The organism is Brachybacterium phenoliresistens, from assembly GCF_000576425.1.
GTDB classification, from domain to species: Bacteria; Actinomycetota; Actinomycetes; order Actinomycetales; family Dermabacteraceae; genus Brachybacterium; species Brachybacterium phenoliresistens.
Map to the genome: position 1 here is coordinate 76,551 of NZ_KK069995.1, position 24,867 is coordinate 101,417.

General features: G+C 73.3%; 26 protein-coding genes and 1 pseudogene. 12 read left to right on the forward strand and 15 right to left on the reverse strand.

What is annotated here, in order from left to right:
• Window positions 1-51: 51 nt before the first annotated feature.
• The 9 genes and pseudogenes from BF93_RS11155 to BF93_RS11195 form a co-directional block, all read right to left on the reverse strand.
• A complete protein-coding gene (locus tag BF93_RS11155; RefSeq protein ID WP_038372703.1) occupies window positions 52-822 on the reverse strand; it encodes an ABC transporter permease in 771 nt (256 codons plus the stop codon).
• On the reverse strand, window positions 819-1,640 hold the full coding sequence (locus BF93_RS11160) for an ABC transporter ATP-binding protein (protein ID WP_038372704.1): 822 nt from the start codon (window positions 1,638-1,640) through the stop codon (window positions 819-821). Before BF93_RS11160 ends, BF93_RS11155 begins: the two co-directional genes overlap by 4 nt.
• A complete protein-coding gene (locus tag BF93_RS11165) occupies window positions 1,637-2,008 on the reverse strand; it encodes a DUF1048 domain-containing protein (RefSeq protein WP_038372705.1) in 372 nt (123 codons plus the stop codon). The genes BF93_RS11160 and BF93_RS11165 overlap by 4 nt, the downstream gene beginning before the upstream one ends.
• Before the next feature lie 128 nt (window positions 2,009-2,136).
• A pseudogene (locus BF93_RS11170) lies at window positions 2,137-2,454 on the reverse strand (PadR family transcriptional regulator); the annotation flags it as partial.
• Between the two features lie 359 nt (window positions 2,455-2,813).
• Complete coding sequence (betC, locus tag BF93_RS11175) at window positions 2,814-4,391, reverse strand: choline-sulfatase (protein ID WP_038372706.1); 1,578 nt, start codon at window positions 4,389-4,391, stop codon at window positions 2,814-2,816.
• Between the two features lie 86 nt (window positions 4,392-4,477).
• Window positions 4,478-4,675 carry a helix-turn-helix transcriptional regulator gene (locus tag BF93_RS11180; protein WP_038372707.1) on the reverse strand — a complete coding sequence of 66 codons (198 nt, stop codon included), beginning with the start codon at window positions 4,673-4,675 and terminating at the stop codon, window positions 4,478-4,480.
• A 10-nt stretch (window positions 4,676-4,685) separates the two neighbouring features.
• Entirely contained in the window at window positions 4,686-5,102 is a 417-nt protein-coding gene (locus BF93_RS11185; RefSeq protein ID WP_051486859.1) for a hypothetical protein, read from the reverse strand.
• A 125-nt stretch (window positions 5,103-5,227) separates the two neighbouring features.
• Window positions 5,228-5,962 (reverse strand): CPBP family intramembrane glutamic endopeptidase, encoded by a 735-nt coding sequence (locus BF93_RS11190; RefSeq protein ID WP_051486860.1) that lies wholly within the window; start codon window positions 5,960-5,962, stop codon window positions 5,228-5,230.
• 78 nt (window positions 5,963-6,040) lie between these two features.
• Window positions 6,041-6,724 carry a helix-turn-helix domain-containing protein gene (locus tag BF93_RS11195; protein WP_084148482.1) on the reverse strand — a complete coding sequence of 228 codons (684 nt, stop codon included), beginning with the start codon at window positions 6,722-6,724 and terminating at the stop codon, window positions 6,041-6,043.
• 93 nt (window positions 6,725-6,817) lie between these two features.
• Between BF93_RS11195 and BF93_RS11200 the strand changes: the two genes are divergently transcribed.
• Complete coding sequence (locus BF93_RS11200; protein ID WP_051486861.1) at window positions 6,818-7,828, forward strand: NAD(P)/FAD-dependent oxidoreductase; 1,011 nt, start codon at window positions 6,818-6,820, stop codon at window positions 7,826-7,828.
• Between the two features lie 125 nt (window positions 7,829-7,953).
• Here BF93_RS11200 and BF93_RS11205 read toward each other — a convergent pair whose 3' ends face one another.
• From BF93_RS11205 to BF93_RS11225, 5 genes are all read right to left on the reverse strand, one after another.
• Window positions 7,954-8,694, reverse strand: a complete 741-nt coding sequence (locus BF93_RS11205) for a glycerophosphodiester phosphodiesterase (RefSeq protein ID WP_051486862.1) — start codon at window positions 8,692-8,694, stop codon at window positions 7,954-7,956.
• 98 nt (window positions 8,695-8,792) lie between these two features.
• Window positions 8,793-9,542 (reverse strand): glycerophosphodiester phosphodiesterase, encoded by a 750-nt coding sequence (locus BF93_RS11210; RefSeq protein WP_038372778.1) that lies wholly within the window; start codon window positions 9,540-9,542, stop codon window positions 8,793-8,795.
• Window positions 9,543-9,574: 32 nt separating this feature from the next.
• Window positions 9,575-10,987: an ABC transporter substrate-binding protein gene (locus BF93_RS11215; RefSeq protein ID WP_038372708.1), complete on the reverse strand. Its 1,413-nt coding sequence runs from the start codon at window positions 10,985-10,987 to the stop codon at window positions 9,575-9,577.
• A gap of 95 nt (window positions 10,988-11,082) precedes the next feature.
• Window positions 11,083-12,009: a carbohydrate ABC transporter permease gene (locus BF93_RS11220; RefSeq protein ID WP_038372710.1), complete on the reverse strand. Its 927-nt coding sequence runs from the start codon at window positions 12,007-12,009 to the stop codon at window positions 11,083-11,085.
• Complete coding sequence (locus tag BF93_RS11225; RefSeq protein ID WP_232226339.1) at window positions 12,006-13,022, reverse strand: carbohydrate ABC transporter permease; 1,017 nt, start codon at window positions 13,020-13,022, stop codon at window positions 12,006-12,008. The genes BF93_RS11220 and BF93_RS11225 overlap by 4 nt, the downstream gene beginning before the upstream one ends.
• Before the next feature lie 401 nt (window positions 13,023-13,423).
• Here BF93_RS11225 and BF93_RS11230 point away from each other — a divergent pair, with 401 nt between their 5' ends.
• The 7 genes from BF93_RS11230 (at window position 13,424) to BF93_RS11260 (ending at window position 20,849) form a co-directional block, all read left to right on the forward strand.
• Window positions 13,424-14,428, forward strand: a complete 1,005-nt coding sequence (locus tag BF93_RS11230) for a LacI family DNA-binding transcriptional regulator (RefSeq protein WP_038372711.1) — start codon at window positions 13,424-13,426, stop codon at window positions 14,426-14,428.
• A gap of 292 nt (window positions 14,429-14,720) precedes the next feature.
• Window positions 14,721-15,131, forward strand: coding sequence for a DUF1801 domain-containing protein (locus BF93_RS11235; protein ID WP_038372712.1), 411 nt, complete (start codon window positions 14,721-14,723; stop codon window positions 15,129-15,131).
• Between the two features lie 143 nt (window positions 15,132-15,274).
• Window positions 15,275-16,912 carry an MFS transporter gene (locus BF93_RS11240; RefSeq protein WP_084148483.1) on the forward strand — a complete coding sequence of 546 codons (1,638 nt, stop codon included), beginning with the start codon at window positions 15,275-15,277 and terminating at the stop codon, window positions 16,910-16,912.
• Between the two features lie 132 nt (window positions 16,913-17,044).
• Window positions 17,045-17,554, forward strand: coding sequence for a ferritin (locus tag BF93_RS11245; RefSeq protein WP_038372715.1), 510 nt, complete (start codon window positions 17,045-17,047; stop codon window positions 17,552-17,554).
• Between the two features lie 221 nt (window positions 17,555-17,775).
• On the forward strand, window positions 17,776-19,425 hold the full coding sequence (locus tag BF93_RS11250) for an alkaline phosphatase D family protein (protein ID WP_084148484.1): 1,650 nt from the start codon (window positions 17,776-17,778) through the stop codon (window positions 19,423-19,425).
• A 187-nt stretch (window positions 19,426-19,612) separates the two neighbouring features.
• Window positions 19,613-20,077 carry a VOC family protein gene (locus BF93_RS11255; protein WP_038372716.1) on the forward strand — a complete coding sequence of 155 codons (465 nt, stop codon included), beginning with the start codon at window positions 19,613-19,615 and terminating at the stop codon, window positions 20,075-20,077.
• A gap of 157 nt (window positions 20,078-20,234) precedes the next feature.
• A complete protein-coding gene (locus BF93_RS11260) occupies window positions 20,235-20,849 on the forward strand; it encodes a TetR/AcrR family transcriptional regulator (RefSeq protein ID WP_084148485.1) in 615 nt (204 codons plus the stop codon).
• 23 nt (window positions 20,850-20,872) lie between these two features.
• Here BF93_RS11260 and BF93_RS11265 read toward each other — a convergent pair whose 3' ends face one another.
• Entirely contained in the window at window positions 20,873-21,430 is a 558-nt protein-coding gene (locus tag BF93_RS11265) for a dihydrofolate reductase family protein (protein WP_038372718.1), read from the reverse strand.
• Between the two features lie 161 nt (window positions 21,431-21,591).
• On the opposite strand from BF93_RS11265, the gene BF93_RS11270 reads away from it, so the two are divergent.
• From BF93_RS11270 to BF93_RS11285, 4 genes are all read left to right on the forward strand, one after another.
• A complete protein-coding gene (locus BF93_RS11270; protein WP_084148486.1) occupies window positions 21,592-22,263 on the forward strand; it encodes a nitroreductase family protein in 672 nt (223 codons plus the stop codon).
• Entirely contained in the window at window positions 22,260-23,327 is a 1,068-nt protein-coding gene (locus BF93_RS11275) for an LLM class flavin-dependent oxidoreductase (protein ID WP_038372719.1), read from the forward strand. The genes BF93_RS11270 and BF93_RS11275 overlap by 4 nt, the downstream gene beginning before the upstream one ends.
• A gap of 21 nt (window positions 23,328-23,348) precedes the next feature.
• Window positions 23,349-23,807 (forward strand): GNAT family N-acetyltransferase, encoded by a 459-nt coding sequence (locus BF93_RS11280; protein ID WP_038372721.1) that lies wholly within the window; start codon window positions 23,349-23,351, stop codon window positions 23,805-23,807.
• A gap of 62 nt (window positions 23,808-23,869) precedes the next feature.
• A complete protein-coding gene (locus BF93_RS11285) occupies window positions 23,870-24,811 on the forward strand; it encodes an exodeoxyribonuclease III (protein WP_038372722.1) in 942 nt (313 codons plus the stop codon).
• The last annotated feature ends 56 nt before the right edge of the window (window positions 24,812-24,867 follow it).

Genomic DNA, 24,867 nt, shown 5'->3' on the forward strand with positions numbered 1-24,867 from the left:
CGCGCCGGATCCGGGTCGCGGGCGGCGCGCGGGCCGGTGATCGCGGCCGCGTCAGCGGGCCGCGCGGCGCTGGACGGCGGCGGCGCCGATCCAGGCGAGGACCAGCACGCCCACCATCCAGGCCAGGGCCACCCAGATGTCCCCGCCCACGCTCTGCCGGGACAGCAGCGCGCGGATCGTGTCGACGATCGCGGTCACCGGCTGGTGCTCCGCGAACCAGGCGACCGGTCCGGGCATCGACTGCGTGGGCACGAAGGCGGAGCTGATGAACGGCAGGAAGATGAGCGGGTAGCTGAAGGCGCTGGCCCCCTCGACGCTGCCGGCGGTGAGCCCGGCGATCACGGCGACCCAGGTCAGGGCCAGGGTGAACAGGGCGAGGATCCCCGCGACCGCGAGCCATGCCCCGATCCCCGCGCCGCTGCGGAAGCCCAGCAGCAGCGCCACGGCGAGGACCACCGCGACGGAGGCGAGGTTCGCGACGACGGAGGTGAGCACGTGCGCCCACAGCACCGAGGAGCGGGCGATGGGCATCGAGCGCAGCCGCTCGAAGACGCCGCCCTGCTTGTCCATGAACAGCCGGTAGGCCGTGTAGGCGATCCCGGAGGCGATGGTGATCAGCAGGATCCCGGGGAGCATGTACGCGATGTACGAGCCGCCGGACCCGGTGTCGATCGCGCCGCCGAGCACGAAGACGAACAGCAGCAGCAGGGCGATCGGGGTGATCGCGGTGGTGATGATGGTGTCGGGGCTGCGCAGGATGTGCTTCAGCGAGCGGCCGGTGAGGATGCGGGTGTCGGCGAGGGCATGGGCGGCGGCGGTCATGACGCGGTCTCCTGCGCGGTGGGGCCGGACGGGGCCGTGGCGGGCGGGCCGTCATGGCCGATGAGGGCGAGGAACACGTCCTCGAGGGAGGGCTGCTTCTGCACCATCTCCACGGGGGCGGCGGGGAGCAGGGCGCGCAGCTCGGCGAGGGTGCCGGTGTGCACGATGCGGCCCTCGTGGAGGATCGCGATGCGGTCGGCGAGCTGCTCGGCCTCGTCGAGGTGCTGGGTGGTCAGCAGCACCGTCGTCCCGCCGGTGGCGAGCTCGCGGATGGTCCGCCACACCTCCAGGCGGGACTGCGGGTCCAGTCCCGTGGTCGGCTCGTCCAGGACGATCACCGGCGGGTCGCCGACCAGGCTCATGGCGATGTCCAGCCGGCGCCGCATGCCGCCGGAGTAGGTGCCGGCGCGGCGCCGGCCCGCCGCGGTCAGCGCGAAGCGCTCGAGCATCGCATCGGCCACGGCTGCGGGGCGGGGCAGGTGCCGCAGCCGCGCCACGAGGATCAGGTTCTCCCGCCCGGTGAGCACCTCGTCGACCGCGGCGAACTGGCCGGTCAGGCTGAGGGACTCCCGCACCTGCGGGGCCTCGGCCGCGACGTCGTGGCCGTCGACCTCGGCGGTGCCGGCATCGGCCGCGAGCAGGGTGGCGAGGATCCGCACCAGCGTCGTCTTGCCGGCGCCGTTGGAGCCGAGCAGGGCGAGGATGCTGCCGCGGGCGACCTCGAGGTCGACCCCGCGCAGCACCGCGAGGTCCCCGAAGGACTTGGTCACCCCGCGCACGCGGAGGGCCGCAGGCGCGAGGGCGGGCGCCGCGGTCATGACGCGCCGTCCCTGCGGGAGGCGTCGTCGATGGCGGCGCGCAGGCGGGCGCGCTCCTTGTCGATCCACTCCTTGCCGGCGTAGGCGCGGGCGAAGTCCTCGGCGAAGGCCACGGGGTCCTCCCCCACGACGTCGCGCACGGGGGTGCCGTCCAGCGCGGCGCGCTCCCACAGGTCGGCGTGGTCGGTGACCATGCGGGCCAGCGTCTCCCCGTCGGTGAAGCCGCTGGAGTAGGTGAGGTAGCGGTTGACGGCCGTGGCGGCCTCCCGATAGGCGGGCGGGAGGGCCGCGATGCGCGCCATGTCCTGGCGGTACTGCTTCTTCTGCTCGAGGGAGCCGGTGATCGCTTCGATCCACTTGGCGGTCATGATCGTGTCCTGTCGTCGCGGGGGTGAGGGGCCTGCGGGTTCTCGGAGGCCCCGCCGAGGGCGGCCTTGGGGCCGATGGCGGTCTCGGAGCCGAGGGGGGTCTCGGGACCGATGGGGGCCGGGGCGGGCTCTCGCAGGCGCTCGATGCTGCCGGCGAGGAAGTCCCAGGTGGTCCAGAACTCCGCGAGCGAGGCGGAGCCCTGGGGGTTGAGGGTGAAGACCTTGCGGGGCGGGCCCTTCTGGGAGGGGACCTTCTCGACGTCCACCAGGCCCTTCTGCTCGATGCGCACCAGCAGGGCGTAGATGGTGCCCTCGGCGAGGTCCTCGAAGCCCTGCTCCCGCAGGCGAGCGGTGATCTCGTACCCGTAGGCGGGGCCTGCGGCGAGGATCGCCAGCACGATCCCTTCGAGCGTGCCCTTGAGCATCTCGGTCATGGGGCTGGGCATGGGCGGCCCTCCTCTGCGTGCGCTGCGGCCGGCCCGAGCAGCGGTCGCTACTCGGTGACGTTGACTACCGCTAGACCGTAACACTGAGTACCGGTACTTGGCAATAGTGAGTACCGAGCGGGATGGGACGTCCGGTGCTGCAGGCCGCGTTCGTCTGGGGGACGTGTCCAGCAGGCTCCCCTCGCGGGGCCACGCAGATGCTCGCGGGACCAATACGGGGACACAGGCCCCTATAGAGCCCATGTCCCCGTATTAGTCCCGTGCGTCTCGGCCGGGCCGCCTCACGCCGCGCCCAGCGGAAGCGCACCCAGCGGAGGCGCGCCCAGCGGAGGCGCGCCGAGCGGAGGCGCCCGGCGGTGTCAGCGCTGGGGGTCGGGGATCTTCCCGTGCTCGAGGGCGCCCCAGAAGTCTCCGCGCACGTAGCGCTGCTCCTCCTCGGGCACGAGGTCCCAGGGGCGGCGCCGGCCGCGGCCGAGGGCCCCGGCGACCAGGCGCCGGCGTGCCTGGCTGTCGGTGACGCTGCGCTCGAGGGCCACGAGGTCGTACCGGGCATCGACCGCCTCGCGCAGCGCGGCGAGCTGCTCGGCGCAGGCCGGGTCCTGGGCGAGGTTCACCAGCTCGTCCGGATCGGCCTCGAGGTCGAAGAGCTGGTCCGGGTCGCCCGGGCACACCACCAGCTTCCATCGGCCGCGCACCAGCGTGACCTGCGGGTGGTACGTCCCCTCGGCGAGGTACTCGAGATACAGGTCGCGGTCCTCCGGGGCGGCGTCGTCGCGGCGTTCGCGCGCCGCGCTCTCGCGCAGGGACAGACCCTCGACCTCGGCCGTCGGCCCGGAGGCCGAGGCGTCCGCGGCGGGGCCCGGAGCGCCGGCGAGGTCGCACAGCGTCGGGGCGATGTCCAGCAGGGACACCGGGTTCGCGAAGCGTCCGCGCGGCACCAGGTGCTCGGGGCCGGACAGGATCAGGGGCACCCGCGCGGACTGCTCGTAGGGCGACATCTTGTACCACAGGCCCTTCTCGCCGAGCATGTCGCCGTGGTCGCTGGTCACGATCACGACGGTGCTCTCGGCCAGGCCCAGCAGCTCGAGGCGGTCGAGGATCCGCCCGACGTGGTCGTCGATGTAGCTCACGGCCGCGTAGTAGGCGCGGCGGGCGCGGGCGGTCTGCTCGGCCGTCGGCTCGCGGCGGTCGAAGCCGCTCATGGCGCGCAGCCGATGGGAGTGCGGGTCCCGCGCCGGATCGGGCACCTCGGGGTGCGCGGGCGGCGGGATGTCCACCCCGTCGAACCGGTCCCAGTGCTCGCGCGGGGGCTCGTAGGGGTCGTGGGGGTGGATGAAGGAGGCGACCATGAGGAAGGGGATCTCCTCCCCCGCCGCCCGGTTGGCGCGGACCCGGTCGTTGAGGTGGCGCAGGGCGCGGAACCCGACCTCGTCGTCGAAGTCCTGCTGCACGGTCGCCGTGGAGACCCCGGCCGTGAGGACGGCATCGGCATCGTGGTACCACTGCAGGCGGTCGTGCAGGTCGCGACCCCAGTCGGGGACCATGTCGAGATCGGCGGGATACACGTCCGTGGTCAGCCGCTGCTCGAAGCCGTGATGCTGGTCGGGGCCGATGAAGTGCATCCGCCCCACGAGCGCCGTGTGGTAGCCCGCCATGCGCAGGCGGTGCGCGAAGGTGGGGGTGGAGGCGGCGAAGTCGTCGCCGTTGTCGACGCAGCCCAGCGCGGAGGGCATCCGGCCCGTCATCATCGAGGCCCGGGACGGGGCGCACAGCGGGGTGGTGCAGTAGGCCCGGTCGAAGACGGCGCCGCCGGCGGCGAGGGCATCGATGCGCGGGGTGAGCGCCGCCGCGTCGCCGTAGCAGCCCAGCATCTGCGGGGCCATCTGGTCGGCCTGGATGAGGACGATGTTCGGGCGGTCGGGGCGCGGGGCGGTCATCGGGCGACTCCTTGCGGGGGTCGGTGGGGGCTCTCGCATCGTTGCACGTCCGGCGCACTCCGTCGACCGCGGCCGCGGCGCCGCGGTCACTCGGGGTCGGGGTGGAACAGCTCCTCGAGGGGGACGCCGAAGGTGGTGGCGAGCTTGAAGGCCAGCGGCAGCGAGGGGTCGTACTTCCCGTTCTCGATGGCGATGACCGTCTGCCGGGAGACCCCGAGCCGGCCGGCGAGCTCGGCCTGAGACCAGCGCAGCTCGGTGCGGCGCGCCTTGATGTCGTTGCGCATGCTCGGCCCCTCAGCGGTAGCGGATCGCGGAGACGATGGAGCCGATCATCCACGCGGCCATCATGACCACGAAGGCGATCATGCCGCTCAGGTGCGGGCCGCCGAAGGCCTCCAGCAGCCCGAGGACCAGCAGGATCGGCACGCCGATGGCGAAGGCGAAGACGAAGGACTCCCCCAGCTTGCGCTGCGCGAACTCGTCGGACTCCCGGTAGTAGGCCACCAGCGCCCAGGTGATGATGCCGACCGAGGGGAGGGTCAGCAGCATCGGCAGCCATCCCTCGACGCCGTGATTGCGCAGGATCAGCGCGAGCACGAGGGTCACGGCGTACAGGCCCATCCCCCAGCCGAAGCGCATGCCGTAGCGGGCGCCGGGCGTCATCGTCTGCCGGCGGCGGGTCGGACGGTCGGGGGCGGGGTCGGTGCTCATGAGGGTGCCTTTCGGAGACGATGCCGCCGGGCGGCTCGGGAGAGGGCGGGTCGGGACGGGACGGGACAGGACAGGACGGGCCAGGCCGGATCGGGACAGGACGGGACGGCTCGGGGCAGGACGGGTCAGGACAGGGCGATGGCGAGGGTCGGCAGGCCCAGCAGCAGGAGGTCCAGGCCCCAGTGGCCCAGGATCAGCGGGGCGATGCGCCGCGTCCACAGCATGAGGGCGCCGAGGATCAGTCCGGCGAAGAGGGTCGCCAGGAGCTTCGCGGCGACATCGGCCGGGGAGGTGAGGGCGAAGCCCGCGTGCTGGAGGGCGAAGACCACGGCGACGGCGAGGACGGCCAGCAGGGTCCCGGTGCGGCGGGCGAGGCGGGGCTGGGCGTAGCCGCGGTAGACGGCCTCCTCGGCGACGGCGATGGTCAGGGGCGCCACGAGCACGGCGACCAGTCCCACCCACAGCGGGATGTCGGGCATGCTGCGCGGCATCGGCGGCGCACCGCCGTACACGAGGAGGTTGGCGACGAAGCTGGAGGCCAGGAAGCCGATCAGCAGGATGACCAGCATCAGCGCACCCCAGGCGAGATCGACCCAGCGCCACGGGCGCAGCAGGTCCAGCAGGCTGCGACCCTCGGCCCGCAGCGCCGCGGCGAGGACGGCGAGCGCGGCCAGGTCCACGAGGACCACCAGGGCGTTGGCGTACAGCAGCGAGGCGTGCGCGGCCAGGAGGCCGAGCCCGAGGGCGAGGATCAGCACGGGGCGGACGGCCAGGACGCTGACGACGCGGAGCACGGGGACGAGGGGGGCATCAGGAGGGGTGCGGGTCTCGGGAGCGGTGGGGAGCTGCGTGGTGTCCATGCCTCGAATGTAAGGCGACCTTGACATGAAGGTCAAGGGTCCTTGACCAGAAAAGTCAAGATTCCTTGACGTCGCCGATCACGCCCCGGCGCGGCGCGGGCGGGCCCGCAGATGCGCCTTCTCGCCCTGCGGGCCGAACAGGCTGAGCACCTCGACGCTCTCGCCGCCCGTGGCGCCGAACCAGTGCGGGGTGCGGCAGTCGAACTCCGCCGCCTCCCCGGCGCCGAGCACCAGGTCGTGCCCGCCGAGGATCACCCGCAGCGAGCCGCTGAGCACGTAGAACCACTCGTACCCGTCGTGGACGCGCAGGTCCTCCGGGGTGGGATCCGGGCCGGGCTCGTAGATCATCTTCACGGCCTGGATGCCGCCGGGCCGATGCGTCAGCGGGATCATCGTCATCCCCTCGTGGCGCACGGGGCGCATGTGGATGCGCGGATCACCGGTGGTGGGGGCGTCCACCAGCTCGTCCAGGCTCACTCCGTAGACCTTCGCCAGCGGCATGAGCAGCTCGAGGCTGGGGCGGCGCCCGCCGGACTCGAGCCGGGACAGCGTGCTCACGGAGATCCCGGTCGCCTCGGACACCTCGCGCAGGGTCGCCTCGCGGCGGGTGCGCAGGGCGCGCAGATGCGGGCCGAGGGCGGCCAGGGGGTCCCCGTCGCCGGCCACTGCGGCCGTCGCCGCGGTCGCGGTCGCCGGGAAGGGCGGTGCCGGGGTGCGCCGCCGCGGGGCGTGGCCGGCGTGGTCGGTGCTGCGCGGTGTCATGCCGGCAGTTTGCCATAGCTGCAAGCATGCTTGCCAGTACCGGGGATGCGGCGCACACTCGGGATGCTCCCGCCTCTCTCGGAAGGACTCCCGATGACCGACACCTCAGCCCCCACCGCCGTCTCCGCCTCCGCCTCTGCCCCCGTGCTGGACGCCCTCGTGATCGGCGGCGGCGCCGCGGGCCTGGCCGGCGCGCTGATGCTCGCCCGCTCCCGCCGCGACGTCCTCGTGCTCGACGCCGGCGCCCCGCGCAACGCCCCCTCCCCCGGCGTCCACGCCCTGCTCGCCCTGGACGGGATCGCCCCGGCGGAGCTGCTGGCCCGCGGCCGCGAGGACGTGCGCCGCTACGGCGGCCGCGTCCTCGAGGATCCGGCGGTCGCCGCCCGCCGCGAGGAGGACGGCACCTTCACCGTCACCGCCGCCTCCGGCGCCGAGCACCGGGCGCGCCGCCTGCTGCTGGCCTCCGGGGTGCGCGACGAGCTGCCCGCGATCGACGGGCTCGCCGAGCGCTTCGGCCGGGACGTCGTCCACTGCCCCTACTGCCACGGCTACGAGGTGCGCGACCAGGCCATCGGCGTGATCGCCTCCTCCCCCATGGCCGTCCACTCCGCCCTCATGTTCCGCCAGCTGAGCGCCGACGTCGTGCTGCTGGAGAACGGCTACGAGGGGCTGGACGCGGAGGGCCTCGCGCTGCTGACGGCCCGGGGCGTGCGGGTCGAGCCGGGCCGGGTGCGGCGCGTGCTCACGGCCGTTGATGCGATCACCGGCGTCGAGCTCGAGGACGGGCGCGTGCTGCCCCGCACGGCTCTGGCCGTGCAGACGCGCCTGGCCCCGCTGCCGGCCATGGGCGAGGCGATCCTTCCGGGCCTGGGCCTGGCGCTGGAGGAGCACCCCTCCGGCATGGGCACGTACCTCGCCGCGGATCCGATGACCGGGGCGACCGCGGTCCCCGGCGTCTGGGCGGCGGGCAACCTCACCAATCCGATGGCGCAGGTCGCCCCGGCATCGGCCGCGGGCGGCATGGCCGGGGCGCAGATCAACGCGGACCTCGTGATGTCCGAGGCCCGCGCCGCCCGTCAGGCCGCCGTCCCCGCCGCCGGGTGACCTCCCGTCAGGCCGCCGTCCCCGCGGCCGGGTGACCTCCCGTCGGGCTGCTCCCCCGACGGCCGGGTGACGTCCCCGGCCGCGACCGCCCGCGTCCGCGGCCGCGCCGGAGGACGGGGACGGCCTCAGAGGCCGCGGGCGTCGAGCTGCGCGGCGACCCAGGCCGGGTCGTCGGTGGTGATGGTGTCCGCGCCGCAGGCCAGGGCCACGGCGAGCTCATCGGCCCGGTTGATGGTCCAGGGGTTCAGCGCGAGGCCGGCCTCCCGGACCGCCCTCGCGGCCGCGAGGGACAGCCCGCCGATCCAGGGCCCGATGCCGACGGCGCCGAGCTCCGCCGCCGTGCGCAGCGCGTCCTCGTCCACGCGCGTGACGAGGTAGGAGATCGGCGTGGACGGGGACAGGCGGCGGATCGGCGCGATCGCCTCGGGGTGGAAGGTGATCACGCTGGAGGCCTTCGCCGGGGAGCCCTCCGGCAGCGCCGCGAGCTGCGCGGCCACGGCCTCCGCCGCCGCGGCGGCCTTGACCTCGATGAACACCGGCACCGTGGTGAGCTCGAGCAGCTCCTCGAGGGAGGGGATCCGCTCGCCGTCGCCGACGAGGACGTCGTCCAGCTCGGCCCGGGTGAGCTCGGCGACGGCGCCGCCGCGCCGCGGCGAGTCCGGCTGCGCGGTGCGGTCGACGGTCTCGTCGTGGAGCACCACCACATGGCCGTCGGCGCTCAGGTGCACGTCGCACTCGAGCAGCTGGGCGCCGTCGGCGATCGCCCGGCGGAAGGAGGCCAGGGTGTTCTCCGGGGCGTGGGTGGCGGCGCCGCGGTGGCCGACGATACGGGGGCGGGCGGTCGGCGGGGCGAGGACCTGGGACATCGATTCTCCTGGGATGGGGTCGTCCGGTCAGGCTAGCGGCCGGCGGTGCCGGCGCGGAGCGGTTCGGGGAGGGCGGGGGACCGGTGCGGGGAGGGCGCTCAGCGGCGGGCGTCCAGCTGGGCGAGGGCCCAGGCCGGATCGTCGACGGTGAGGGTGTCGCAGCCCAGCTCCAGGGCCCGGTCCAGCTCGACCTCGGAGCGCGCCGTCCACAGGTTCAGCTGCACGCCCAGGGCGAGGCAGCGCGCGACATCGGCCTGGCGGGCCTCGGCGATGCCGATGCCGATCTGGGCGACGCCCAGCTCCTCGGCCGCGGCGAACAGCTCCGGGGTGGTGCGGGTGCAGGTGAGCAGCAGCGGGACCTCGGGCAGGAGCTCCCGGACGGTGCGCAGCGCCTCCGCGTCGAAGGAGATGACCCAGGCCGGGGAGGTCTGCTCGTCGGCCAGGGCATCGGCCCCGAAGCGCTCGCGCAGCACCTGCGCGACGACTGCCGCGGCCGCGGCGGCCTTGACCTCGACCAGCAGCGGGATGCGGGTCCCGTCCTCGCGGACCGCGGCGTCCAGCACCCCGGAGAGGTCGGGGATGCCCTCCCCCTCGCCCACCAGCACGGTGTCCAGGGAGGCGCGGGAGAAGGTGGAGACGGCGCCGGTGCGCAGCGGGGAGTCCGCCTGCGCGGTCCGGTCCAGGGTGCCGTCGTGGATGACCACGTCGTGCCCGTCGGCGCTCAGATGGACATCGCACTCGAGCAGCTGGGCGCCGTCGGCCACGCCGCGGCGGAAGGAGGCGAGGGTGTTCTCGGGGGCCACCGCGGCGGCCCCGCGATGCCCGACCACCAGGGGCCGGTCGGGCATCGCGGAGCGCGGGGGCCTCGGCGGGGTCGAGGTCACTTCCAGCCCTCGAACTGCACCGACTCGTAGTCCTCCCGGTTGTCGTCCAGGGCCTCCTGCAGCTTCGGGGCGAGAGCGTCCAGGGCCTCCTGGGCCGGGGTGTTGTCGCCGTAGACGGTCGCCTGGGCGGCGCCGATCTGGGTGACCGAGCCCTGGTTCCAGTTGGTGTAGTCGGCCGTGCGGGCGTTGTCGAGCTGCGCGAGGGCGACGCCGTAGTTCGGGTTCGCGGCGACGAGGTCGGTGACCGTCTTCGTCTCGGCGGCCGCCTGGACGATCGGCACGTAGCCGGTGGCGGCGTGCCAGGTCGCGGACTGCTCCGGACCGGCGAGGAAGCGGAAGAAGGCGGCGGCCGCGTCCTGGCGGTCCTTCGAGTCCGCGCGGACGATGGACAGGCCGGAGCCGCCGGTGGGGACGGCCTTCTCCTGGCCCTCCTTGGCGAGCATGAACGCGGCGCCGACCTCGAACACGCCCTCGGAGGCGGCGGTCAGGCCCGTCAGGCTGGCGGTGGAGCCGCGCATGCCGGCGGTGATGCCGGAGGTGAAGTCAGTGCCGGCGGACTGGGCCAGGTAGCCGAACTTGTCGTCGTGGATGAACTTCCGCTGGAACTCGAGCCACTCGACGCCGGGCGCCTCGTTGATGGTGACCTCGAAGTCCGCGTTGGAGTTCGCGCCGCCGAAGCCCCAGATGTCGGCCTGCGCGAACCAGGCGTCGTCGGAGCCGAAGGCCATCGCCGCCAGCGGCCGGCCGTCGACCTGGATCTTGGCGAGCTCCGGCGCGAAGGAGGCGAGGTCCTCCCAGGTGGAGGGTCCCTCCTCGGGCAGACCGGCCTCGAGGTAGCGGGTCTTGTTGTAGTAGAACAGCGGGTTGGAGCGGGCGAAGGGGACGACGAAGGTCTTCCCGGCGGCCTTGCCCTCGGCGACGTAGTTCTGCAGGTAGACGTCCAGGTTCCAGGAGTCGTCGAAGTAGTCGTCCAGCGGGGCGAGCGCGTCGGAGAAGTAGAACTGGAGCCACTGCATCTCGGGGAAGCAGACGATGTCCGGGACGGCGCGGGCCTGCAGCGCGGCGGTGAACTTCTGGTTGAGGTCCGCGTAGCCGCCCACCGACTCGGCGACCACGACGATGTCCTCCTGGGACTCGTTGAACTCGGTGATCAGGCCCTGCAGCGCCGCGAAGAGCTCCGCGGTCCACGGGGCCCAGAACAGCACGGGGGTGCGGCCCTCGTAGCCGGAGGGGATCTTGAGGTCGGCCTGGGAGAAGCCGTCGCGCACGGGGCTGCCGGCGTCGCCGGCGCCTCCGGCGGGGGCGCCGCAGGCGGCCAGGCCCGCGGCGGTGGCGCCGAGGCCGAGGCCGGCCAGGACGCGGCGTCGGGAGAGATCCAGGGCGCTGAGATCCAGGGGGCTGCGGGTCATGGTGATGCTCCTTGTGGTGGGAGGGTCGGCAGGTCTCGGGCAGGGGTGCCCGGCGGTCTCCCCGATCGGGGCGGGACCGCTGCAGAGGGGTCGGGTCACTTGAGGGCGCCGGCGGCGAGGCCGCCGATGATGCGCTTCTGGGCGAGGAAGAACAGGATCAGCATCGGCAGGGAGACGAACACGGCGCCGGCCATGATGGCGCCCCAGTTCGACATGCCCTCCTGCTGGCGCAGGAACTGCAGGCCGATGGGCAGGGTGCGCATGTCGGCGGTGCTGGTGACGATCAGCGGCCACACGTACTCGTTCCACTTGCCGACCATGACGATCAGCGTGGAGGTGAGGATCATCGGGCTGGACAGCGGCACCACGATGGTGAGCATGCGGCGCAGGTGGCCCGCGCCGTCGATCTCCGCGGCCTGCAGGATGTCCTTGTCGATGGTGCGCATGAACTGGTACAGCAGGAACATCGCGAAGGCGCTGGCGATCCCCGGCAGGATGATGCCCTGGTAGGTGTTCAGCCAGCCCAGGTTGGCGACGGTCATGTAGTTGACGATCAGCGTCACGTGGCCGGGCAGCATGAGCGAGGCGACGATGAGGCCGAAGAAGATCTTCTTGTACCGGAAGTCGACGAAGACGAAGGCGTAGGCGCACATCACCGCGAGGGTGATCTCGAGGACGGTGCCGACCCCGGTGGTGATGATCGAGTTCAGGAAGAAGCGCCCGAAGGGGGCGGAGGTCCACGCCTCGACGAAGTTGTCGAGGGTCAGCCGGGTGGGGATCCACTGCAGCGGCCAGGTGTAGATGTCCGGGCGCGGCTTCAGCGCGGAGGAGAACAGCCAGTAGATCGGCACCAGGAAGACGGCGATGGTGGCGAGGACGCCCGCCATGAGCAGGGCGGTGCGCCACAGGGGCCGGCGCGGGCCGCGGGCGCGGCCGCGGTTGCGGGCGGCGGGGGCGGGGGTCGCCTCGGCGGCGGCCGGCGCGGCGGAGGGGGAGGGGGCGGGGGCGGGCAGGGTGCTCATGCGTAGTTCACGGTCCTCTCCCCGGCACGGACCTGGATCCAGGTGATCACCAGCAGGATGATCAGCAGGATCGTCGCGGCGGAGGACGCCGTGCCGATGTCGAACGTCTTGAACGCCTCCTCGTAGACCATCCAGCTCAGGGTCGAGGAGGAGGTGCCGGGCCCGCCGTTGGTCATGATCGAGATGATGTCGAAGGCCTGCGCGGCGGAGATGATCCCGGTGATCGAGAGGAAGAACGTGATCGGGCTCAGCAGCGGCAGCGTCATGTGGCGGAACAGGCTCCAGCCGTGCGCGCCGTCCAGGGCCGCGGCCTCGTAGAGGTCCTTCGGGAGGTCGAGGATCGCGGTGTAGCAGATCACCGTGACGAAGCCCAGGCGCTGCCAGGTGTAGGCGATGGTGATCGCCCACAGGGACCAGTCCGAGGTGGTGGTCCAGTCCGGGGAGGCCAGGCCCAGCTGCGAGAACAGCCAGCGGGAGAGGCCGTAGTTGGGGTCGAACATGAACAGCCACAGGGTGCCGACGGCGGCGCCGGGCAGCATGTGCGGGGCGAAGGCCATGGTCTGCGCGAAGCCGGTCAGCGGGACCTTGGTGGCCATCAGGCTGCCCAGGAGCAGGCCGCCGGCGATCGAGACGACCACGCTCACCCCGGAGAAGACCAGCGTGTTCCGCAGGACCTCGCCGAAGCTCGGGTCCGTGAGCAGGCTGAGGTAGTTCTCCAGCCCGACGAACTCGGGGCGCGGGGCCACGAAGTCCCAGTCGAAGAAGCTGAGGCCGATGTTGTACAGCGCCGGGTAGTACGAGAAGACGAGGATCGCCAGGAAGTTCGGGGCGATCAGCGCGAGGAACAGCATCGCGTCCCGGCGCACGCGGCGGCGGCGCTGCGGGGAGCGGCGTCGCTGCTCGGCGGTGACGACGGGCCGGGACGGGGGCCGGGTCGCGGCCGCCGCGGGGACGGGCTTCGCGCTCACGGCCCCGGGAGCGGTCCCGGGGTCCTGGGTGATCGTGACGGGCACGCCATTCGCCTCCTCCGATGGGTCCGCCGCGGGGTCCTGCCCGCGGCCGGAGCCCACGCTAGGCCCGGGATCCGGCTCTGACCAGCGCGCTCGCTGCTCAGTGAACGGGGGTTGAACAGCACGGAACCCCGCTGGTGGGAGCGCTCCCAGCATGCCGCGACGTCGCGGCCCGCCGCCCGTCCTCCCCGTTTCCGGGGGCCGGTCCACCCGATGTTCGCCCGGGCGTCGCCAGCTCGCCCCGGGACGTTCATCGGCCGCTCGCCCGGCCCGTCGGGTCCCGGACGCGATACGGCATCGGACATTCATCTCGACGTCACCCGCCGTCCGCCCTCGGATGCCTCGGCATGCGCGGGCGCCGCAGGTGGCTATGCTTCCGGCACCAGCAGGCGGAGAGGAGTCCGATGGTCGCCGCACGCGAGCCCACCATGGAGGACGTCGCGCGGGCCGCCGGCGTCTCCCGCTCGACGGTCTCGCGCGTGTTCCAGGACGGCGGGAGCGTCTCCCCCGATGCGCAGATCGCCGTGCGCGAGGCCGCCGCCTCCCTGGGATACGTCCCCAACCTCGTCGCCTCCGGCCTCGCCGGCGGCAGCCGCCAGCAGCTGGGCCTGCTGATCCGCGACGCCACCAACCCGGCCTACGGGCACCTCCACGCCGAGATGCACCGCGCCGCGACCCGCTCGGGGCGCACCCTGGTCTCGGTCACCGCGTTCCGCCACGAGTACGGCAGCGCGGAGGTCGAGGGGCTGCGCCGGCTGATCGGCCTGCGGGTGGGCGGCGTGTTCGTGGGCACCGGCGTGACCGGCCCGGAGGATCTGCACCGCGCCACCGCGGCCGTGCCCACCATGGTCCTGGGCCGCCCCAACGAGGATCCGCGCCTGGAGTCGGTCAGCTACGACGAGCGCGCCCACGGGCGGATGGTCCTCGACGAGGTCGCCGCGCGCGGCCACCGCCGGATCGGGGTGCTCACCGCGCCCCTGCTGTATTCGCGGGTGTTCGACCTGCGCTCGCGCGCGGTGCTCGAGCGGGCCCGGGAGCGGAGCGTCCATGCCGTGCCGCTGGACCTGCTGCCGGTGGAGGAGGGAGTGGTCCGCGCGCTCGACGCGGCCTGGGACCAGGGCCTGACCTGCATCGTCTGCCCGGTGGACTTCGTGGCGCTGGACCTGCTGCGGGCCGCGGCCGTGCGCGGGACCGACATCGGCGAGGACGTGAGCGTGGTGAGCTTCGACGGGCTGGCCGACGGCCTGGACATCATCGGCCTGGCGACCGTGCGCCTTCCCGTGGCCGCGCTCGCGGCCGATGCCATGGGGCGGATGGGCGAGATCCTCGCGGCCCCGGCGCCGCTGCCGGTGCGCCACGCGCTGCACGCGGGGACCTTCGTGCCCGGGCGCACCCTCGGCACCGCCTGACCGCGCAGGACCGGGGCCCGGGCATGGGCAGACCCGCAGGCTGCGCGATGCGCGTGTCGGAGGACGAGGCCGACGCCTGCGGGTCCGGGCAGCTCGGTGGTATTCGCTGCGCGTCCGTCGATTCTTCAGAACCGATGGTCGCCTCAGCGGCGAGCCACCTCACGCGTCCGATGGGAAATCACTCCTCGGATCACCTCCTCTCTGTGTGCCTCCACGCTAGGACCGTCCCCGCGGCCGGGGCAAGGGATTAATCGACGGTGACGCGCGGGACCCGGCGCCGTAGGCTCCTGCCATGGCCCACGAGGTGAAGACCGCCCCCACCGGGGAGGACCCGGCCGCGTACTGCGCCGCCCTGCCCACCGCCCGCCGGCGCGAGGAGGGAGCGCGGCTGCTGGCCCTGTTCGGCGAGGTCACCGGCGAGGCGCCCGTGATGTGGGGACCCAGCATGATCGGCTACGGCAGCCAGGAGTACCGGTACGCCTCCGGCCACGGCGGCACCTGGTTCCGCGTCGGCTTCAGCCCGCGCAGGGCCGCCCTCTCCTTCTACGGCCTGCAGGACTCCCCCGCCGCAGGGGAGCTGCTCGCGAGGCTGGGGAAGCATCGCCTCGGCGCGGGCTGCGTCTACGTCAACGGCCTGAAGGACGTCGACGAGACCGTCCTGCGCGAGCTCGTCGCCCGCGCCTGGGACGCGCCGCCGCCCTGAGCGTCCGGCGGCCGCGCGATCGGCCGCCTCCACCCCTCGCCCTGCGGACGGGATCCGTCCGCATCTCGCGGGACACTGTCCGTCCGCACCGTCATCCCGGGGCGGGCGCATCGGACCCCTCCGACCCGACAGCCGAGGCCGCCGTGAAGTCCTTCCATCACGTCCTTGTCAACACTCTCCTCGCCAACGTGACCACGAGCTTCCTGTGGTTCGCACTGACCTTCTGGATCTACATCGAGACGCGCTCGGTGCTGGCCACCGGCATCATCGGCGGCTCGTACATGGCGCTGGTCGCGCTTTGCTCGCTGGGCTTCGGCGTGGTGGTCGACCACATGCGCAAGAAGAACGTGATGATGCTGAGCTCCGTCATCACCTTCGGCGCCTACCTGCTGGCGGGCGGGATCTTCGTCGCCCTGCCCCGCGAGTCGCTGCTGCGCGTGGACTCCCCCGCCTTCTGGCTGTTCATCCTGGTGATCCTCGGCGGCAGCGTGGTCGAGAACATGCGCAACATCGCGCTGTCGACCACGGTCACGCTGCTGGTGCCCGACGGCGAGCGCGACCGAGCCAACGGCCTGGTCGGCGCGGTGCAGGGCATCGCCTTCATGGTGACCTCCGTGTTCTCGGGGCTCGCGATCGGCCTGCTGGGCATGGGGCCGACGCTGCTCATCGCGATCCTCGCCACCGGCGGGGCGCTGATCCACCTGACCTCGGTGCGCATCCCCGAGGACCGGGTCGCCGCCGCCGCCGAGCAGCCCCACGGCGCCGCGGCCCCGGCGGCCGGCGGGACGCCCGCGGCTCCGGGTGCCGGCGGGACGCCCGCGGCTCCGGGTGCCGGCGGGACGCCTGCGGCTCCGGGGGCGCCGGTCGGCGCGGAGGCCGCGGCCGCGGCGCCCGCGCAGGTCTCGATGCTCGCGGCCCTGCGCGGCCGCGTGGACCTGGCCGGGTCGGTCGCGGTGGTGCGCAGCGTGCCCGGGCTGACCGCCCTGATCGCCTTCACCTGCTTCAACAACCTGGTCGGCGGCATCTACATGGCGCTGATGGACCCCTACGGCCTGGAGCTGCTGAGCCCGCAGGCCTGGGGCATCGTCCTGGGGGTGACGAGCACGGGATTCCTCATCGGCGGCGCGATCATCGCGAGGACGGGCCTGGGCCGCAATCCCGTGCGCACCCTGCTGCTGGTGAACGTGGGGGTGGCCGTGATCGGCGGGACCTTCGCGATCCGCGAGTCGTGGGTCCTGTTCGCGGTGGGCATCCTCGTGTTCATGACGATGATGCCCGCCGCGGAGGCCGCCGAGCAGACGATCCTCCAGCGCGTGGTCCCCTTCTCCCGGCAGGGCCGCGTGTTCGGCTTCGCGCAGAGCATCGAATCCGCGGCGACACCGGTCTCCGCCTTCGTCGTCGCCCCGCTCGCGGAGTTCTGGGTGATCCCGTGGATGCGCGAGGGCTCCGGGCAGGAGACCCTCGGCTGGCTGCTGGGCGAGGGCTCCGCCCGCGGCATCGCGCTGATCTTCCTGGGCGGCTCGGTGGTGATGCTCGGGGCGGTGCTGGTCGCCTTCGCCTCCCCGCAGTACCGCCGGCTCTCGGCCCACTACGCGGGCGTGCGCCAGTCGATCCCCGCCGGAGGGCCGGAGGCCGCCCGAGACCCGGAGGCCGCCGGAGACCCGGAGGCCGCCGGGAGCGCCGGGGAGCCGGAGGCCGCCGGGGAGCCGGAGGCCGCCGAGGAGACCGGGGCCCGCGAGGAGACCAGGGCCCGCGGGGAGCCGGGAGCCGCCGGGGAATGAATCCCCCTCACCGCGCCCCGCGCCCCGCGCCCCGCGCCCCGCCCAGGGAAGGCTTTCCTTGCGTGACCTGCGAGAACCAGGGAAGCCTCACCATGGGTGACAGCGCGCGGAAGCGGGTCTACTGTCGAGGTCATGAAGCTCAGCAACGACCTTGAGAAGAAGTTCCAGGACCAGATCACCCTCGAGTACGCGGCCTCCGTGACCTACCGCCAGCTCGCCATCGAAGCGGAGGAGCAGGACCTCACCGGCATCGCCGCGTGGCTGCGCAACCAGGCGGCGGAGGAGCTCGAGCACGCCGACAAGTTCATCCAGCACGTGATCGACCGCGGCAACCACGCCGCGATCGGCACCATCAACGCCCCGCACGTCGCCCCGGGCCTGACCGTCCTCGAGATCTTCGAGGCCGCGCTCGCGCACGAGCAGAAGGTCTCCGAGTCGATCCGCGAGCTGTACCGCAGCGCCGACAAGGAGGGCGACTACGACTCCCGCCCGCTGCTGAACTGGTTCGTCGACGAGCAGGTCGAGGAGGAGTCCACCGTCTCCGAGATCATCGGCCGCCTGCGGCTGGTCGGCGAGGACGGCTCCGGCCTCCTGCGGATCGACGCCGAGCTCGGCAGCCGCGGGGAGGGCGAGGAGGACTGACCTCCCCCACCATCGCGAAGGGCCCCGGAACCGTGCGGACGGTTCCGGGGCCCTTCCTCGTGCCCGGACGCCCATGACGAGCGCGGGAGGAGCACCCCACCTCGGGGTGAACATCCGATGACGATGCGCGGGCGGCGCCGGGCGGCGCACCCCGCGACGGCGCGGTCGCGTCCAGGCTGGGGTCCCGCCCCCTCCCCCGCATCGCAGACAGGACCCCACCCATGAGCGACCTCTCCGGCGGCCTCCTCGGCCACGACCCGCACGAGCCCACCCGCTTCATCGCCCCCGACCGCCGCGCGAACCTCGCCGCGCAGCGTCGCCTGACCCGACGGCACTTCACGGCCGCGGGCCTCACCACCCTCGCCGCCTCGGGCGTGCTGGGCGTCCTGCCCGCGGCGGCCGATGCCACCTGGAAGGCGAAGGACCCCTTCACCCTCGGCATCGCCTCCGGCGACCCGACCAGCAGCTCCGTGGTGCTGTGGACGCGTCTGGCCGTGGACCCGCACGCGACCGACGGCCGCGGCGGCATGCCCGACCAGGTGATCCCCGTGCACTGGGAGCTCTCGCGCGACGAGCGGTTCGCGGTGATCCTCCGTCGCGGCACCGAGCAGGCGCTGCCCGAGGCCGCGCACAGCGTCCACGTCGAGCTCGAGGGACTGCCCGCGGGCACCGAGCTGTACTACCGCTTCCGCACGGGCAAGCACGTCTCGGCCGTCGGCCGCACCCTGACCACCCCGGCCGACGGCGACACCCGCAGCCTGCGCATGATCCACGTGTCCTGCTCGCACTGGGAGGGCGGCTACTTCACCGCCTACCGCCGCGCCGCCGAGGACCGGCCCGACCTGGTGTTCGGGCTGGGCGACTACATCTACGAGGGCCGCGGCGTCGACGGGCGCGTGCGCCGGCACCCCGGGTCCACCTGCACGACCCTCGAGGACTACCGGCTGCGCTACGCGACCTACAAGACCGACCCCGACCTGCAGCTGCTGCACGCGACCGCCCCGTGGATCGTCACCTGGGACGACCACGAGATCCAGGACAACTGGGCCGGCGTGTACCCCAAGGACGGCGTGCCCACCGACGCCTGGGTCGCCCGGAAGATCGCGGCGGAGCAGGCCTACTACGAGAACATGCCGCTGCGCCGCAGCAGTGCGCCCTCCGGCGGCAGCATCCAGCTGTTCCGCCGCCTGAGCTGGGGCGACCTGGCGACCTTCCATGTCCTGGACACCCGCCAGTACCGGGACCTGCAGGCCTGCCACGACGGCGGGAAGACCTGGTGGTTCACGGACTGCGCCGAGCAGGCCGACCCGTCCCGCACGCTCCTGGGGCAGGCCCAGCAGCAGTGGCTGATCGACGGCATGACGCAGTCCTCGGCGACCTGGCAGCTGCTCGCGCAGAGCGTCTTCTTCGCCAAGCGGGACAACGCCGACGGCCCGACCACGACGCTCAGCTCCGACGGCTGGGACGGCTACCGCGCCTCCCGGGACGCCCTCGTCAGCGCCTGGAGCGAGCGCGGCATCGCCAACCCGGTGGTCCTCACCGGCGACGTCCACGTCCACTTCGCCAACGAGCTCAAGGCCGACTTCTGGGAGCCGGACTCCCCCACCGTCGGCGTCGAGCTGGTGACCAGCTCGATCACCTCCGGCGGGGACGGCTCCGACGTGGTGCGCGGCGAGGAGACGGTCTACGCCGAGAACCCGCACATCCGGTACATCCGCGGTCGGCGCGGCTACGTCCTCTCGGAGTACTCGACCGACGCGCTGCGCGTGGACTACAAGACCGTCTCCGCGGTGACCGTTCCCGATGCGGAGGTGAGCATCGACCGCAGCTACCTCGTGCCCGCCGGGGAGCCGGGCCTGCACGAGGCCTGATCCGTCGCGGGCCGGGCCCGGAGCGGCGCGCGGCTCCGGGCCCCGCCGCCCCGGGAGATCCTCGGGGGACGGTTCCGTCCGGGGGTGGCCCGTGCCACACTGGGCGCGCGGCGACCCGCCGCGTGCGACGAGGTGCCGACCCCGGGGACAGGCCCGGGACCCTGCACCGATCCCGAGGGAGACGACCATGCCCGCTCCGCAGTTCAGCCCCTACATCAGCTTCCCCGGCAACGCCGCTGAGGCCTTCGCCTACTACGCCGAGATCTTCGGCGGCGAGCTCGAGCTCTCGAAGTACGACGACTTCCCCGACATGTCCGGGTTCCCCTTCACCCCGCCGCCCGGATCGGTGGCCCACGCCCAGCTGCACGGCGGGCTGGTCACGCTCGCCGGCGGTGACGGCATGGCCATGGAGGGCCAGGCGCTGCCGGGCCTGGAGAGCGACGTGTACTCCTACCTCATCGGTCTGGACACGGTCGAGCAGGCCGAGGCCCTCATCGAGGCGATGACCTCCTCCGGCGCCGAGGTGGCCATGCCCTTCGAGCTCGCCCCCTGGGGCGACCACTACGGCCAGGTCAAGGACCGCTACGGCGTGCTCTGGGCCCTCGTCGTCGGCGGCTCCGGCCCGGAGGGCGCGCCCGGCCAGGAGGCCTGAGCCGTCCCGGGCCCCATCGGCCCGCATCGCAGCGCCCCATGTCCCGACGCTCGGGACATGGGGCGCTCGTCGTGCGCTGACCTGCACCCTTGCGTCCCATCTGACGTATACTCACCGATCGGTATACCGGCGTAAGGACTGGGAAGGCAGGAGCGCGATGCCCGCTGCTCTCGAGGACCTGATGCCGCTGCCCGCCCCGCGCACCACCCCGGCCGGCGCGGCGCTGCTGGAGGCGGCCTCGTCCCTGTTCGCCCAGCGCGGGATCACGGCGACCGGGGTCGACCTCATCGCCCAGCACGCCGGGATCACGAAGCGGACCCTGTACCAGCGCTTCGGGGCGAAGGAGGCGCTCGTCGCGGCCTGCCTGGCGCAGCGGGCGCACGACTGGCAGGTCCACCTCCTCGAGGAGCTCGACGCCGCCCCGGCCGTGCCTCCCGACCAGGCCGTGCGTCTCGTGTTCGCCGCGGCCCGGGAGTGGACGCGGGATCCGCGGCGCGGCTGCACCTTCCTGGGCGCGTGGGCGGAGGTCAGCGCGCTGCCGGGTGAGGCCGCGCAGGTCGTGCAGGCGGAGAAGGCGTGGATGCGCCGCCTGTTCGTCGCCCTCGCCGGGGATGCGCGGCGCGGCGAGCTGGTCCATCAGCTGTACGAGGGGGCGCAGATGTGCGCGGCGATCGGCGGCGACCCGGAGAGCCTGGACCGCGCGGCGGAGGTCGCCGCCCGCATCGCCGGCGGCACGGACGCCGGGCACGGCTTCTCACCGATCGACGGGTGATCCTGCGGGGCCCGCCGCTCCGGTCACCGCGCCCGTCGGTAGTGCAGGGCGACCGCCCCGCTGCTCAGCGGCTGCGCCGAGATCAGCTCCAGGCGCCGCGTCGAGGGCAGCCCGGCGCCGTACAGGGTGGGGCCGTGGCCGGCGATCATCGGGTGGACCATGAGCCGGTACTCGTCGATGAGGTCCATCCGGTCCAGCTGCGTCGCCAGCGCCCCGCTGCCCAGGAGCACGCCCTCCGGCGTGCGGTCCTTGAGCTCCTGCACCGCCGTGCGCAGGTCCCCCTGGAGGTGGTGGCTCCCGGTCCACGGGAAGTCGGACCGCGTCGAGGAGACGACGTACTTCGGCATGTCCTCGAGCGTCAGCGCCCAGTCGCGCATCGCCTGCGGGGCCTCGACCTCGCCGCGGGCGACCAGGGGCCAGTAGCTCTCCATCATCTCGTAGGTCACGCGACCCCAGAGCATCGCGCCGGCCGCCTCGATCAGGCGGGTGTAGAAGGCGTGCGACTCGTCATCGGCGACGCCCTCCCGGTGGTCGACGCATCCGTCCAGGGTGACGTTGATGCTGAAGGTCAGAAGTCCCATGGGGCGGCCTCTCCCGATCGGGGCGCCTGCCGCGGCCGCGGCGGCGCGTCGCGCCCAGCGCGCACCTCGACTATCCGGCGGGCCGGGGCACGCGTCAAGGGGCAGGCACCGCGCCCCCTGGAGCGATTCTCGCGATCTCCTGCGGGATCTATGGTGAGCCCATGTCGACCTGCGAGGTTCCTGCCGTGCCCGAGCTGCATCCCGCCCTGGAGCGCAGATTCAGCCCGGTCCGCTTCGACCTCGAAGCGGCGGTGACCTCCGAGCATGTCGACACGCTCCTGGAGGCGGCACGGAGGGCACCCTCGGCCGGCAGTTCCCAGCCGTGGATGTTCATCGCCGGCATCCGCGGCGACGATGTCCACGCACGGCTCCTGCCGCACCTCGCCCGCAGCTCCTCGCAGTGGGCGCCGTCGGCCTCGCTGCTGATGGTGAACCTCGCCCAGGTCCAGGTCGAGGGGGAGCCGGAATGGGAGTACTCGGAGTTCGCCCGCTACGACCTGGGCCAGGCCGTCGCGCACATGACCGTGCAGGGACTGTCCATCGGCCTGGAAGCGCACCAGTTCCGTGCCTTCGACCGGCAGGCGATCGAGGCGGAGTTCGCCGTCCCGACCCATTGGGAGGCCACCTCCATGACCGCCTTCGGCGTCGCGGACCATCTGCCCGGCGAGATCCGTGCCGCGGGCACCAGCCGGGAGCGCGCCGGCCGGGACGACATCGTGTGGGCGCGGGGCCGCGTCCTCTCGGGCATCGGCCACACTTCGGCTCCGCGCGCCGACTCCGCCGCAGTCACTGGTGGAATATTCAACGACCGGCTAGGGTTGGACCCATCATGAGAGCCTTCGGATTCCTCAGCTTCGGCCATTACGGCAACGGCGGCGGCGTGCACGGCGTCGACGCCCGCCGCATGCTGCACGACGCCATCGACATCGCCCAGGGGGCGGACGACCTCGGTGTCAACGGCGCCTACTTCCGCGTCCACCACTTCGCCACCCAGTCCGCCTCGCCGATGCCCCTGCTCGCGGCCGTCGCCGCCCGCACCCGGCACATCGAGGTCGGCACCGGCGTCATCGACATGCGCTACGAGAACCCCCTCTACCTCGCCGAGGAGGCCGCCGCACTGGACCTCATCGCCGACGGCCGGGTGGCGCTCGGCGTCTCCCGGGGCAGCCCCGAGCCCGCCGAGCGCGGCTGGGAGGCCTTCGGGTACACCGGCTCGACCGACCCGCGCGGCGCGGACATCGCCCGCGAGAAGTTCGAGATCTTCCTCGACGCGGTCCGGGGCCGGCCGATGGCCCGGGCGGCGCAGTCCCCCTACGGCGCTCCGGTCGCCCCCGGCGCCGGCCTGCGGGTGGAGCCGCACTCCCCCGGCCTCATCGACCGGATCTGGTGGGGCGCCGGCTCGCGCGAGAGCGCGGAGTCGGTGGGCCGCCAGGGCCTGAACCTCATGAGCTCGACCCTGCTCACCGAGGCCACCGGCGAGTCCTTCGGCGACCTCCAGCGCGAGCAGATCGACCGCTTCCGCGCCGCCTACCGCGAGGCCGGCCACACCGGTGCGCCGCGCGTCTCGGTCTCCCGCAGCATCTTCCCCGTGGTCACGGGCGAGGACCGCATGCTGTTCGGCATGCGCCCCGGCGAGGGCTCGGACCAGATCGGCATCATCGACGGGCTCCGCTCGACCTTCGGCCGCACCTACACCGGCGAGCCCGACGAGCTCATCGCCCAGCTGCAGGCCGATGCCGCCGTGCAGGCCGCGGACACGGTCATGCTCACGATCCCCTCGCAGATGGGCGTCGAGCTGAACCTGCGCATCCTGCAGAACGTGGCCGAGCACGTCGCCCCGGCCCTGGGCTGGAAGCCGAACACGGAAGGGCCGGTCGCAGGGCAGCCGGTCTCCTGAGCGCGATGCGATGATGGACCGGTGAACAAGCCTGCTCCTTCTGTCGTCATCCGTCCATCGGGCGGCGCGGCGGAGCATCCGCAGCTCGTCGAGATCTGGCGCAGCGCCGTGCACGCGACCCACGACTTCCTCGAGGAGTCCGATCTCGAGCGCATCGAGGCCAGCCTGATCCCCGTGTACTTCCCGGCCGTCTCGATGCTCGTCGCCGAGAGCCGGGGAGAACCGGTGGGCTTCGCGGGGGTCGCCGAGGGGTGCCTGGAGATGCTCTTCGTCGCGGACGCGGCCCGCGGCACCGGCGTGGGGACGGCGCTGCTCGAGGAGGCCGTCACCCGGCACGGCGTGACCCGGGTGGATGTCAACGAGCAGAATCCGGCTGCGCTCGGCTTCTACCTCCGCCGCGGGTTCGTGCAGGTGGGCCGGAGCGCGCTCGACGGGGACGGCCGCCCCTATCCGCTCCTGCATCTCGAGATCCGCGCCTGAGCCGTCCCGCCCCGGGAGAGGGCCCGGACCCGATCGGCGGCGCGAGGGCATAACCTCAGGGCATGCTCCGCATCGCCACCGCGAACGTCAACGGGATCCGCGCCGCGCACCGCCGGGGCTTCGGCGACTGGCTCGCGGGGCGCGACGCGGACGTGGTCGCGCTGCAGGAGGTGCGGGCGCAGGCGGACAAGCTCCCCGAGGGCGCCTTCGGGCACCTGCACGTCGCCCTGGACACCGGCACCCTCCCCGGGCGCAACGGCGTCGCGGTGCTGACCCGCACGCCGCCCGCCGCGGTGCGCACGTGGAGCGGGACGGCGCTGGTGGGCGGCCCGCCCGAGGCGACGGGCCTGCCGGGTGCCGGCGAGCTCGCCGCGGTCCCGGCGCCCGATCGGATCCCTCTCGCGCGGGGCCTGGGGCCCTTCGCCGCCCAGGGCCGCTATCTCGAGGTCGACCTCGCCGAGGCTCCGCTGACCATCGCCTGCCTCTACCTGCCCAAGGGCGGCCTGCCGGCGGAGATGCAGCGCCCCGAGCGGATGCGCGAGGCACCCGACGGCGGCGCCCGGTACCTGCGGAAGATGGCGTTCATGGCGGCGTTCTCCCGCTACCTCACCCGCACCCGCCGGGCCGCCGCGGCGGCCGGCCGAGAGTACCTGCTGATGGGCGACCTCAACATCGCCCATACGCGCCAGGACCTCGCGGCATGGCGCCGCAACCAGGGCAGCGACGGCTTCCTGCCCGAGGAGCGCGAATGGTTCGGGCAGCAGCTCTCCCCGCGCACGCTCGTGGACGTGGTGCGGCACCTGCACCCCGATCTGGACGGCCCCTACTCGTGGTGGTCGTGGCTGGGGCAGGCCTTCGCCAAGGACGCGGGATGGCGCCTGGACTACCACCTCGCCACGCCCCGCCTCGCACGCACCGCCGTGCGCGCCGAGGTGGACCGGGAGTTCCGCGGGCAGCGGCTGTCGGATCATGCGCCGGTGGTCGTCGACTACGACTGGGGATGACCGCCCCAGCGGTCATCGATGCGGTCCCTCCACGGGTGCGGGCCGCCGGAGAGGCC